The organism is Methanomethylovorans sp. (genome assembly GCF_041305605.1).
Classification (GTDB): Archaea; Halobacteriota; Methanosarcinia; order Methanosarcinales; family Methanosarcinaceae; genus Methanomethylovorans.
This window is the reverse complement of sequence record NZ_JBFYLB010000033.1, coordinates 1-11,997: the sequence shown is the minus strand read 5'-3', so window position 1 is coordinate 11,997 and position 11,997 is coordinate 1. Positions and strand designations below refer to the sequence as shown.

16 protein-coding genes are annotated in these 11,997 nt (G+C 44.5%); 12 read left to right on the top strand and 4 right to left on the bottom strand.

Annotation, left to right across the window (positions count from 1 at the left end):
- Positions 1 to 26: 26 nt before the first annotated feature.
- The gene (gene fpoF / locus ACCM36_RS02345; protein ID WP_370572108.1) at positions 27 to 1,058 is read right to left on the bottom strand and encodes a F420H2 dehydrogenase subunit FpoF; all 1,032 of its coding nucleotides are present in this window, start codon (positions 1,056 to 1,058) and stop codon (positions 27 to 29) included.
- Between the two features lie 14 nt (positions 1,059 to 1,072).
- Positions 1,073 to 2,053 carry a 5,10-methylenetetrahydromethanopterin reductase gene (mer, locus tag ACCM36_RS02340; protein WP_370572107.1) on the bottom strand — a complete coding sequence of 327 codons (981 nt, stop codon included), beginning with the start codon at positions 2,051 to 2,053 and terminating at the stop codon, positions 1,073 to 1,075.
- Between the two features lie 386 nt (positions 2,054 to 2,439).
- On the opposite strand from mer, the gene ACCM36_RS02335 reads away from it, so the two are divergent.
- The 8 genes from ACCM36_RS02335 (at position 2,440) to afpA (ending at position 6,994) form a co-directional block, all read left to right on the top strand.
- Positions 2,440 to 2,679: a DUF2180 family protein gene (locus ACCM36_RS02335; RefSeq protein ID WP_370572106.1), complete on the top strand. Its 240-nt coding sequence runs from the start codon at positions 2,440 to 2,442 to the stop codon at positions 2,677 to 2,679.
- Between the two features lie 11 nt (positions 2,680 to 2,690).
- The gene (locus tag ACCM36_RS02330) at positions 2,691 to 2,906 is read left to right on the top strand and encodes a DUF2180 family protein (RefSeq protein ID WP_370572105.1); all 216 of its coding nucleotides are present in this window, start codon (positions 2,691 to 2,693) and stop codon (positions 2,904 to 2,906) included.
- A gap of 25 nt (positions 2,907 to 2,931) precedes the next feature.
- Positions 2,932 to 3,297: a carboxymuconolactone decarboxylase family protein gene (locus tag ACCM36_RS02325; RefSeq protein WP_370572104.1), complete on the top strand. Its 366-nt coding sequence runs from the start codon at positions 2,932 to 2,934 to the stop codon at positions 3,295 to 3,297.
- Between the two features lie 93 nt (positions 3,298 to 3,390).
- Positions 3,391 to 4,794, top strand: coding sequence for a multiheme c-type cytochrome (locus tag ACCM36_RS02320; protein ID WP_370572103.1), 1,404 nt, complete (start codon positions 3,391 to 3,393; stop codon positions 4,792 to 4,794).
- 80 nt (positions 4,795 to 4,874) lie between these two features.
- Positions 4,875 to 5,066, top strand: coding sequence for a ferredoxin family protein (locus ACCM36_RS02315; protein WP_370572102.1), 192 nt, complete (start codon positions 4,875 to 4,877; stop codon positions 5,064 to 5,066).
- 36 nt (positions 5,067 to 5,102) lie between these two features.
- Positions 5,103 to 5,747 (top strand): flavodoxin family protein, encoded by a 645-nt coding sequence (locus tag ACCM36_RS02310; RefSeq protein ID WP_370572101.1) that lies wholly within the window; start codon positions 5,103 to 5,105, stop codon positions 5,745 to 5,747.
- Positions 5,737 to 6,435 carry a ferredoxin--NADP reductase gene (locus tag ACCM36_RS02305; RefSeq protein WP_370572100.1) on the top strand — a complete coding sequence of 233 codons (699 nt, stop codon included), beginning with the start codon at positions 5,737 to 5,739 and terminating at the stop codon, positions 6,433 to 6,435. Before ACCM36_RS02310 ends, ACCM36_RS02305 begins: the two co-directional genes overlap by 11 nt.
- Before the next feature lie 13 nt (positions 6,436 to 6,448).
- On the top strand, positions 6,449 to 6,994 hold the full coding sequence (gene afpA / locus ACCM36_RS02300) for an archaeoflavoprotein AfpA (protein WP_370572099.1): 546 nt from the start codon (positions 6,449 to 6,451) through the stop codon (positions 6,992 to 6,994).
- A 4-nt stretch (positions 6,995 to 6,998) separates the two neighbouring features.
- Here the strand turns inward: afpA and ACCM36_RS02295 are convergent, their stop codons facing one another.
- A complete protein-coding gene (locus ACCM36_RS02295; RefSeq protein ID WP_370572098.1) occupies positions 6,999 to 7,817 on the bottom strand; it encodes a hypothetical protein in 819 nt (272 codons plus the stop codon).
- A gap of 4 nt (positions 7,818 to 7,821) precedes the next feature.
- Positions 7,822 to 8,925 carry an inositol-3-phosphate synthase gene (locus ACCM36_RS02290; RefSeq protein WP_370572097.1) on the bottom strand — a complete coding sequence of 368 codons (1,104 nt, stop codon included), beginning with the start codon at positions 8,923 to 8,925 and terminating at the stop codon, positions 7,822 to 7,824.
- A gap of 271 nt (positions 8,926 to 9,196) precedes the next feature.
- Here ACCM36_RS02290 and ACCM36_RS02285 point away from each other — a divergent pair, with 271 nt between their 5' ends.
- The 4 genes from ACCM36_RS02285 to ACCM36_RS02270 all read left to right on the top strand — a co-directional run bounded on the left by ACCM36_RS02285 (position 9,197) and on the right by ACCM36_RS02270 (position 11,879).
- Positions 9,197 to 9,688 (top strand): ferritin family protein, encoded by a 492-nt coding sequence (locus ACCM36_RS02285; RefSeq protein WP_370572095.1) that lies wholly within the window; start codon positions 9,197 to 9,199, stop codon positions 9,686 to 9,688.
- A 13-nt stretch (positions 9,689 to 9,701) separates the two neighbouring features.
- Positions 9,702 to 10,904: an FprA family A-type flavoprotein gene (locus tag ACCM36_RS02280; RefSeq protein WP_370572094.1), complete on the top strand. Its 1,203-nt coding sequence runs from the start codon at positions 9,702 to 9,704 to the stop codon at positions 10,902 to 10,904.
- A gap of 44 nt (positions 10,905 to 10,948) precedes the next feature.
- Positions 10,949 to 11,224 (top strand): ferredoxin-thioredoxin reductase catalytic domain-containing protein, encoded by a 276-nt coding sequence (locus ACCM36_RS02275; RefSeq protein WP_370572093.1) that lies wholly within the window; start codon positions 10,949 to 10,951, stop codon positions 11,222 to 11,224.
- 184 nt (positions 11,225 to 11,408) lie between these two features.
- A complete protein-coding gene (locus ACCM36_RS02270; RefSeq protein WP_370572092.1) occupies positions 11,409 to 11,879 on the top strand; it encodes a PAS domain-containing protein in 471 nt (156 codons plus the stop codon).
- The last annotated feature ends 118 nt before the right edge of the window (positions 11,880 to 11,997 follow it).

The following is an 11,997-nucleotide window of genomic DNA, read 5'->3' as shown; positions in this document are numbered from 1 at the left end:
CTTCTCATGTGCATAAATGACAACCGTTAACGTATGCCACATTCGTCGAATGAGAACTTCTCACAGACTTCAAGATAATGGCCCGAGTTGTTATCATGTTTCATTTTTGCAAGCTTCTTCACAAGATCCAATCCTGGAGGAGCGGGGTTCTCCATGATCTCCAGCGTATCCTTCACCATATCGAAGTATTTTTGGCCTACATCAGTGCGTATGAACACACAGTTCCAACCGTCCGGAGTACCTACTGAACCTACTGATATGTCTGCGAACACAGAAGTATAGTCACAGCAGCTATGACATGGATGTCTTGCAAGATGCGCTACTTCAGCGATCTTGACACTGTGCTCTTTACCGTCCTTTGTGTAGTTCCAGAACTTGCCTTTACCGAAATCCATTTTCACAACATCTTCGGTGTTCAGCTTCATTACCTCAGGAATGACCTTTTCGGCCATAGTGTCATGATAGAAGCTTTCCATGCACAGTAGACCCACTATAAGAACGATCTTATCATTGACGTTCTCTGAGATAAGACGAGCTCCGTGAGCCTGGCAGGGAACACCTACAACGGCTATCCGGTTATATTTCTCGAAAGGCTCCTTCAGTGCCTGCAGCACCGAATCATAGGTATATTTGGTACCGGTGGTCTTGTCCACATCCTCAGGTTTTGTCATGAGAATGAGTTCTGTCTCCCACTTCTCATTCCTGGAAATGCCTACCACGCAGTCGATCTCGCCTTTTCTGAGCAGTTCCTTAAGTATATGAGATGTCACACCTCCATCCTGACCAGCAATAGAACTTTTTGCACCAAAGAAAGATATCACGTTGGCAAACTCATCATTGTAATATCCATCTACTACAGGACATACTCTTCCGCAGGTGAAACAGCCTTCACATACATTTGGCGCTGCGCCTTTCTCGTACAACTCAAGGTTGTCAGGGTCACGCACCTCTGCTCTTTTGTTAACAACAATGGCACCAGCAGGGCATGCTGCTGCGCATGCCCCACAAGCGGTGCAGACGTCATATTCAATGACCTCTAAGATCTTTGGATGAACCATCCAGATCCTCCCAATTATCCGATTATTTCCTTACCAATGAGCTTTATTGCTTTCTCCTTGTCCGGACCTATCGGAGAGCCTGCAACGATCTGTGTAACGCCTATGTCCAGGAGTTCATTGATCCTTGCCTTGCAGTCGTCAGGTGTACCGCTTATGGAGAATGCATCCGTCATCTCTTTGGTGACCATACCGCCCATCAGGGCACCGAAGTCGCCTTTTGCAATAGCTCCTCCGATAGCTGCCTTTGAAGCTACATCAATGCCGTGGCGCTGAAGAACCATGTCTGGGGAACCAGCAACAATGAAAGCAACAACGACCTTTGCGGCGTTCACGGCTTTTGCTGCGTCTTTATCAATAGAGAAACATGCATAAGCTGCAACATCCACATCCTTGGAGTTGCGGCCAGCCTTCTTTGCACCGGAAGCAATCTGCTTAACGGCCTCTTCGAAATCCTTGGGATGAGAAGCATTGATCAATACTCCGTCAGCTACCTCTCCGGCAAGTTCCAGCATCTTGGGGCCCTGTGCACCCATGTAGATAGGTACATTACCTGCCTTGAATGCCATCTTTGCACCACTGAACTTAACGGCCTCGCCACTCATGTTCACTTTCTTACCTTCGAAGAAAGAACGCAGTGCCTGAATGCTTTCTTTTGTAGTTGTCAGAGGTTTATCCCATGAGATACCCATTGCGTCGAATGTTGCTTTGTCTCCGGGGCCAAGGCCGAGGATAGCACGTCCGCCTGAGATCTCATTGATAGAGGCTATGCTTGATGCAGTTACTGCTATGTTCCTTGTGTAGGGGTTGGTGACACCCGTACCGAGCTTTATGCTGTTAGTGTTCATTGCCAGCACTGTAAGAGTGGAGTATACATCACGATTGTTGTAGTGGTCTGTGATCCATACATTGTCGAATCCCTGCTCTTCAGCGAGCTTGGCATAGTGTGCGATCTTAAGGACCGGGTCGCTTGGTACGAATTCTATTCCGAATGTCATTTGAATCCTCCTGTGATAGAGTGTTGCTAATCAGGTAACTATACATATTTATATGTTTGTTGGTTTGGTCACTGGTTTTGTCCTTGCAGATAATACATTCATTGAAGATGCATATCATCAGACATCATCGATTTACAGTTTTTCCACTCCTTACTGCCTCATTTATAAGACCAATTGAAGTGATCAGCGTGTAAGAATCTTTTAATGTACGCCACCATAACGATTAACCAACACAGATATATCAATTGAAATAAAGAATGTTGTTCAAGTGACCAGGAGGTGAGATGGGGCTAGCCACTTTTCTGGGGAAACAATAGGTATATCCAGACAATAGGATGCATCGTTATATTTTTATCGTGCACCAATAGAAGAACAGAGTGATACTCATGAAATGTTACGAATGTGATAAAACTGGAAAAGAAACAGACACTGTCGCTGTTTGCATAATATGTGGAAGAGGGGTTTGCAAGGACCATCTTGTTCGGGAAGAAACCCCTGTATGGGAAGGAGAGTACAGCATAAAGCTGAGGTGTGGCATGGGAGTAGAATGCAAATTGGATGACATTAACCGCTGGAAGAAGGTAATCTGTGTACCCTGCCATAAAGCCCTCAAGGAGAATTATTAGGTGATATGATGATGAAATGTTATGACTGCATGGAGGAAGGAAAAGATACAGGCGCTGTATGCGTTTGCATCTCTTGCGGCAAGGGGCTGTGTATGGGCCATGCAAAGGAACTGGAACTCCCGGTGACCGTGGGAACACCCCCTGACCTGAAAAGGCTGCCAAACAGCCTGCCACACCTTGTATGTAACTATTGTCTTAACCAGACCATAGAAGATGGATTTGACTAAACACTTGATAGCAGGAGAATAGGATATGACTAGACATAAAGAGATGCTGGAAGACAAAGAACTTATCAGATCAATGTCAGAGAAACTGGGATTCACACCACAGATACTTGAAGTTCTTGGTGAACTTGAACCAGAGTTCCTGATGAAATACAACAGGTGTAACCACCGGTTGTTGCAGGATGGAGCACTGCCTGCGAAGGTAAAGATACTCATGGCACTTGCCGTGGTGGCCTCTAAGCAGTGCGAGAGGTGCGTTGTCTCCCAGATGATGAGCGCTCTGGAAAATGGCGCTACGAAGGAAGAGATAATGGAAACAATGGATGTGATCTCCATCACTTCCGGGGCACCTGCAGTTGCAGCATGCAGGGATGCATTGAAATTGCTGAAATGATTTATCCATTGGAAGGTCATCAAATAGATGGCCTTCTTTCTGAATACTTTGATCTATCAATTATTTGATTTGTTTATAACTGGGAGTATAATTATGAGAGGCGTGGTGTCTTATAAGACGTTATTAATCATTCTAGTGCTGTTCACAGCAACGGGGACCGCTCTTGCGTCCACGCCCACTGCACATGGACAACTTTCCTCTGATCTTTTCACCGATAGCACAAAGTGTGCACAGTGTCATGCCATTGTCCATAATCAGTGGGAAGGCACCATGCATTACAATGCTTATGAAGATCCTTTCTATCAGAAGGAGTTCATGGTAGCAAGTAATGATACTGCAGGCATAGTGGATATATTCTGTTCCAGGTGCCATACTCCCATAGGGGTCGTATCCGGCGAGATACCACCAAAAGATGGCTCCCAGCTCAGCGATATAGCTAGACAGGGAGTACAATGTGACTTCTGCCACGTTATATCTGACAGCAACGGTACAGGCAATGCACCTTTTGTTGTCAGCCCGGGAAATACCAAGTGGGGACCCTTTGACAATTCCAAATCCGCATACCATGGATCCGAGTATCTTGAACTGTACACTAATTCAGAGTACTGCGGCATGTGCCACGATGTGATCCATCCAATTAACGGCCTTGTCATTGATGATACGTACACAGTATGGAAAGAAGGAGCTTATGCGAAAGAAGGTGTGATGTGCCAGGACTGCCATATGACCCCCGGAATAACCAAGTTCGAAGCAAATCCTGGAAGAGCGGGATCCAGTGCACAAAAAAGAGAGCACATATCCACTCATGATATAGTAGGTGGAAATGCTTTTGTTACAAAGATCCTCGGCGAAGAGAAATATAGTAAGATGGCTGTGGAGAGGCTTGAAAAAGCAGCAACACTCAATATTGATGCACCTGAGATAGCTCAAAGAGGAGATAACGTCAGTGTGAACATCTCCATTACTAATTCAGGCGCCGGGCACAAGATACCCACCGGAGTTTCAGAGATAAGGCAAATGTGGTTGGCAGTAAGCGTGAAGGATCGCAATGGAAAGGAAGTATATAATACTGGTCAAATTGATGATAGCGGAACTATTGTGAATGCCCGAAAAGTATACAACACAATTCTCGGCGATGCACAGGAACAGCCAACACTCAGTTTCTGGCTTGCCGAATCAGTACTTGAGGACAACAGGATACCCCCAAAAGGGACAGTTTCCGAAAAGCACACCTTCAAAATACCTGCTGATGTGGCATATCCCCTTGCATTAGAAGCAACACTTAAGTATCGTTCAGCACCACAGGATACTATAGACCATCTCTTCGGAGACAATGTGTATGAAGTGCCAGTTATTAACATGACAAGAGCATCCTCAAGTATCTATGAGAATGAGGGAGAGGCAATGGCAACACCCTCTACCCCTGGAATAGCGGCTTTGGGATCGATAACACTCTTCCTATGTGCAGCATACTGTATTAGCAGAAGAAAAATATGATATAAGTTCATTACAGGCTGTGAATACTCCAGTCTGGGATCCATATAGACAGTAGATTAGATAAATAGGAGATCAGAAAAATGCCAGCAAAAGTAGACCCGAACAAATGTGAAGGGATAGGAGCATGCAAAGAAGTGTGTCCTACGGCGGTCTTTGACCTTAAAGATGATGGAAAAGGAAATATGAAATCTGTGGCCACTCGTCCGGATGATTGCATTGAGTGTGGATTATGTGTAGATGCGTGTCCTATGGAAGCAATAACCATCGAGTGAACATTGAATGAACGAAACATACAATGGAGTATCTTGATGACAGAGGATAAGACAATCAGATTGCTTGGCATCTCAGGAAGCCCCAGAAAAAAGGCCACCGATTATATCGTAAACGAGGCATTAAGATACGCCCAAGAAAAATATAGTGTGGAAACTGATTATTTCTCTGCCAGCGGAAAGGACCTTAAGTTCTGTATCCACTGTGACTATTGTGTTCGCAAAAAAGAGGGGTGCATCCACAAGGACGATATAGTGGAGCTCTATGACAAGATGCTCTGGGCTGACGCCTGGATAATTGGCACGCCTGTATACCAAGGAACCCTGAGTGCTCAGACAAAGACCATCCTGGACAGATGCAGGGCAGTAGTGGCACGTGATCCAAAGGCCTTCAAAAACAAAGTGGGTGCTGCCACTGCTGTGGGAGGAGATCGCATAGGAGGACAAGAGCCTGCCATCCAGAGCATATTGAACTTCTATGTGATCAGCGAGATGTTACCCATTGCAGGAGGATCCTTTGGATCTAATCTCGGAGGAACGTTCTGGTCCCACGATAAAGGGGCAGAAGGTGCAGCTGAGGATACAGAGGGCATAAGAAGCCTCCACCGTACAGTAAATAAATTGATAGATACAGCCAAAATGATAAGAAAAGCGCAGCAGGAAGGGGTGGCACTTGAAGTTTGAAAAGAAAATGATCGACATCATAAAACGAACATATGATGTAAAAAGCTTCAGGTTCCATCGGCCTGAAGGCTTTGATTATAAACCCGGCCAATACATACTTGTTAGCCTCACAGTGGAAGGTAATGTGATGACAAAAGCATTTAGCCTTTCCAGCAGCCCCACCGAAAAAGATCATATAGAATTCACCAAAAAACTCACTGGTCATCCTTTCTCAAATGCGCTTGATAATATGAAGATCGGGGATAGAGCTGTCATTAGCGGGCCATTCGGAAAGATGACCTTCGAAGGCGAGTATGCAAAAATTGCGTTGCTAAGCGGTGGTATAGGTATCACACCAATGATAAGTATATGCAAATATTGCACTGATCTGCACCTTGATGCTGACATTGTGCTCATATACAGCAACAAGACCGAGAACGACCTTGCCTTCATGAAAGAACTTGATGAGATGATGCACAACAGCAACAATTTAAAAATAGTGTACACCTTGACCCGTGCATCAGAAAGCTGGACAGGTTGCCGGGAACGCATCTCTGAGAATATGATCGTCAGTGAGATCCCGGATTACATGGAAAGACGTTTTTACATATGTGGTGCACCTGATATGGTCAAATCCATGGAAGAAATGCTGACCGCAATGAAAATTCCAAAGGACATGGTCAAGAAAGAAGCATTGTCAGGATATTGAACGGAGGAATCGTATGAAAAAAATAGCATGGGGAATAACAGGTTCAGGGGACCTGATAAAAGAAACATGCGACATAATGCTGGACATCAAAAAAAGAGCAGACATAGAGTTAATGACTTTCCTATCCAAAGAAGGAGAGGTTGTCCTAAAATGGTATAAGATGTGGGATGACTTTAAGACGAATTATCCTGATCTGAAAACGGAAGGAGGACCGAACTCACCTTTCATTGTAGGACCCTTACAACTTGGACATTATGACATGCTGATAATAGCACCTGCAACTGCCAACACTGTGGCAAAGATAGTGCATGGTATTTCAGATACCCTGGTTACAAACGCCGTTGCTCAGACTGCAAAGGGCGATACACCGATCTATATCCTGCCAGTGGATAGAAAGAAAGGAACTGTGACCACTTACTCACCCAAAGGTAAGGAAATGAAACTCAAAATGAGAGATATAGACATAGAGAACACTGAAAAGCTGTCGCTTATGGAGAACATTACAATACTTGACAGTCCTGATGACCTGTACAGAATAATAGGTATTTCCAAAGAATGAGACATCAGATGAAAGTGAAGCCTTCCTTTAGATATGGTTCACCTATTGTAGTTCTCGGGACCAGCATGTCCAGGACACGGAATACGGAATAAGCTGCTATAATACTATCCAGAGCATCACCATCAGCGTTCTCCAGAGCCTGGTGCCGTATATCTTTGGGCATGTCCAATGCTTTTTTTTCAAGGTGGTCCAGAATATGCTCTCTGGTGGCTTTTTCCTTTGCTCCGTTTCCTTTATAAGGACTATACAACCCTTCTTTTTTCAGAGTAGAGGCAGGACATATTTCTATAAGCCATGGAACATCTGCCCTCGGGGGTTGAATGGGTAATATACTGGCAGCACCTGAGATCACAAGAGGTCGTATGATGTCCCTTATACCAAAATAGGTCTGCCTGTACAATCTAAGATTATAAACACAGAATGGTGCTTTTACTTCTTTATCTGTTAATCTTTTGAGTTCTACATTCCCTGAAAGTTTACGGTTGATATCCCGGAATTCATCTTCATTGGCATATAGTTGCGGAAAATTCCGAATCAACTCGTCCCAGCAGAGACCATGCATGAGCTGAACTGGTATCCCAAATGGAAAATCCATACCAAAGATAGAATATTTACTGGACAGTATAAGGCCAAGCAGAAGACGAAGGCAATGCTCCCTTCCAAGATTAGCTGAATTGGCCTGGCTGAGAGAATAACATTCCAGAATAGATAACCTGGTGCCAGTCACTTCTGCGCGACTGACCCAGATCTTATTACAAGCAGTCTTTGCACCGCTGAAATCCACACCAAAGATATCGCGCTGCTCAGATGCAGCAGAGGACATATTTTTAGTTATCCCTTGTACCTGCAATGAATTCAAGGGTCATGTTGCAGGCTTCATCGTCAGTGAATTGTTTGGGCGGATGTTTCATGAAATACGCAGATGGTGAATAAAGTACACCGCCAATACCCCTGTCAAGAGCAAGCCTGCAACATCTTATGGCATCAATGACAACGCCAGCGGAATTTGGAGAGTCCTCTACCGACAGGCGCAGTTCAATGTTCATAGGCACATCACCGAAAAGCTTGCCTTCCATCCTTAGGAAACAGACCTTATTGTCGTTCTGCCAGGGCACGTAATCACTTGGACCCACATGGATGTTATCATCGTCAAGGCGCTCTCCTACCACAGACTGCACGGCTTCGGTCTTGGATTCTTTCTTGGAAGCAAGCCTGCTGCGGTTAAGCATGTTAAGGAAGTCAGTGTTGCCGCCAGTGTTCAACTGGTATGTTCGCTCAAGCTTGACACCTCTTTTGCGGAAAAGATCAACAAGAGTGCGATGTGTGATCGTGGCACCAAGCTGGGCTTTTATATCATCCCCAATGATAGGAATGCCTCTCTCAGCGAACCTCGCTGCCCACTCCGGCCTGCTCGCAATGAAGACAGGCATGTTGTTGATAAAAGCCACACCTGCTTCCAGGGCACATTCGGCATAGAACTGTGTGGCCAGTTCGGATCCCACTGGCATGTAATTCAAAAAGATCTCGGCTCCGGACTCTTTCAGTTCCTTTATCACCTGTTCTTTATTAGATTCAGGTGCCTTTGAGACTATGAACTTGCGAGAGTCAGCATAAGATGCCATGTGTTCTGAAACACCGTCCAGCACCTTTCCCATCTTCACGATGACACCGGTTTTGGGAACACTACCACAGAACACAGCAGTGCAGTTAGGAAGGGCAAAGATCGCTTCTGATACGTCTTTTCCAACTTTTCTGACATCTATGTCAAAGGCAGCTGCCACTTCGATGTCAAAGGGCCTGTAACCACCCAGATCCCAGTGCATCAGCCCTATGGCATCCTTTGTAGATTTATCTTTATAATACTCAATACCTTGAATGAGCGAACTGGCACAGTTACCAATCCCGGCAATAGCTATCTTTATTTTGCCCATTAGATTACCTCATGATCAAAATAACTGAAGAATAATGAAGTCGCATGATAATTTAAACTTCATAATGGAGACAGGTCAATAAAAAGTTTTCTAAATACAAATATTCACTGCTTTGCATGTTTATTGATATAGAACAGGCTTATCTTTAATGTTGTACATATATTCGAAAGTTATATAATTTTATAGATTCTACTTTCAAAGTGGGAGAATTTGCAAATTGGTCTTTGGCCATGCATACATATGGGATAATAGCAGATGGAGATGACTTACAATGAAAGATGTATTACAGGAGATCTCTGAGGAACTCGACCAATTGGATACATTGGAAGAGGCCATTGATGTTGCCATCAGGCTTGAAGAGGATGGGAGGGCATATTACCTGAAAAAATCAGAATCAATGCAGAACCCGGCTGCTCGCGAGCTGTATACATTCCTTGCCGGAGAAGAGAAAAAGCATGCTGAGATGCTTAGGAAATTCAAAAACGGAGACAAGACCGCTGCACATGTGGAACACCATTTCCCTGATTTTACTCCTTCTTTAACTCAGGAATTCTCCAATAAGAAGCTCGAAGAGGTAGGCATCCTGCTTGCTGCCCTGCGCTTTGAGTACAAGAGCGAGTATTTCTATACGGAACTTGGAAGAAGGGCAGCAGAGCCTGAACAAAAAGAGTTCTTTGACAGGATAGCTGCAGCGGAAAGAGGGCATTACAGGCTCATAGATGAAATGCTGCAGGCTGCAACAGAGTTTAGGATGCAGACATAAAGGAGAGATACAAGTGGGAAACGAGATACAACCTGTAAAGATATCCGAAGGTATTTACTGGGTAGGTGTTGTGGACTGGAACCTGCGGGATTTCCATGGATATGAGACACCGAAGGGTGGAACCTACAACTCATACCTGATAATTGATGAAAAGATCACGCTTATCGACACTGTGAAAGCACCTTTCTTTGAAGAGATGCTGGGTAGGATCTCTCAGATAATAGACCCTGCAAAAATTGACTACATTGTATCGAATCATGTAGAGATGGACCATTCCAGCTCTATGCCAGCTATGATGGAAGTCGCCCCCAAGGCCAAGGTATTTTGTTCGGCTAAAGGCAAAAAGGGTCTGTTCGAACATTATCACGAAATGGGATTTGACAACTGGAATATCCAGGTAGTACAGACCGGGGACGAGATCAGCATAGGTAAAAAGACTCTGCAGTTCATAGAAGTTGTGATGTTGCACTGGCCTGACAGCATGCATACGTATCTTAAAGAAGACAGGATACTCTTCTCCAACGATGCGTTCGGCCAACATATAGCTACCTCAGAAAGGTTCGAAGACCAGGTAGAAGGCGTGATGGAAGACGCAGAAATATATTATGCCAACATCCTCATGCCTTTTGGTAAGCAGGTACTGAACTATGCTGAGAAGGTTAAGCAAATGGGACTTAAGTTCGACATGATAGCCCCCGCACACGGCGTGATATGGAGGAAGGAACCCGAAAGAATAATCGAAGCTTACATCAAATGGGCTAATGCTGAAGCAAAACCACAGGTGCTAATAGTGTACGACACCATGTGGAACAGTACCGAGATAATGGCGAAGGAGATCCTTGAAGGGGTGCAATCCGCAGGAGTGGATGTGAAACTCAGGAACCTGCGTAAGAACGACTGGAGTAAAATAGTGAAGGAACTGATGGATGCATCAGTAGTTGCCATAGGTTCTCCAACACTGAACAATGGTATGTTCTTCACCATCGCAGGATTCCTTAGCTACATGAAAGGACTCCGGCCAAAAGGCAAGAAGTTCTTCGTTTTTGGTTCTTACGGCTGGGGTGGCGGTGCGGTGAAGGGAGTCGAAAAAGAACTCACAGAATCGGGTTTTGAGATAGTGGAGCCTGGTTTTCAGGTTAACTTCAAGCCTTTTGAAGAGGACCGTGCAAAATGCAGGGAGATTGGCAGCCGACTTGCTTCCCTGGCAAAGGAATAAATCATAGAACAGAAAAAGAGTCATCGGAACTAAGGAGTGTTAACGTGCAATTCAACAACGAGCTAGAAGAAGAATTCTTTAACAAATCTAAGAAAAATGCCATGGAAACAGGATACAGACTGAACCCGGATTATGATGTGATCAGTACAGCCGTGAAGGGTATATCCAACAATAAGAAGCAGTATGGGGAATGGTATTGCTTCTGTCAGAAGAGGACCGGGGACAAGGAAACAGACAAGAAGATCATCTGCCCCTGTGCAGCCAGACATCGTGACATAGAGATGCGCGGCTCCTGCAAATGTGGCCTGTACATAAAATAAGCATACGAGATCCCTGTTAAAGGGATACTCGATCTTTTTTTCAAATATATACTTTTTTGACCGGAGAGATTCATGTTTTATTCACATAAACCAACTTTGTGACTGACGGTCAACAAATATCCGCAAATACTTAAATAGTACGTTGCTAAATCCTTTATTGTAATATCGACGGGGGATTCTGAAAGTGGAAACAAATACTGAAAAGAATGCATGTACCATAGAGAAAGAACTAAGCAAGGAAGAATTACTCTATGCTCTGGAAAAGCAGAAAGATGCATTTGAAAAATTGAAAGTTCTGGAATCTATCATCAATGGCAGTCCATTCATTGCTCTTTCCCGGGACGCTTCAAAGGATTTTTCCGTTGTGTTCATTTCCGAAAATATCTCACAGTTCGGCTACAAGGCAGAAGACCTCATGTGCAAGATGACATACCCGGACATCATACAGCCAGATGAGCGTGAATATGTGAAGCTGGAACTAATAGAGAACTGTAGGGAAGGCAGCAAATATATCACACTAAAATACAGGATCATGACGAAGAAAGGAGAAGCAAGGCCTGTTGAGGAAAAGATATTCATACAGCGCGACCCTCAGGGAAACCCCATGTACCTGCAAAGCATCATATTTGAAACAGATGCAAAATGCAATGTATGAATTGTTCAGAATATCCGGCAGGCAACAAAGTGACAAAGGTATTTGCCATAGGTGAGACGTTCTACGATATAACCTTTCGGGAAAAGGTACCTCTCGCTGCAAACCCTGGCGGCGCGAT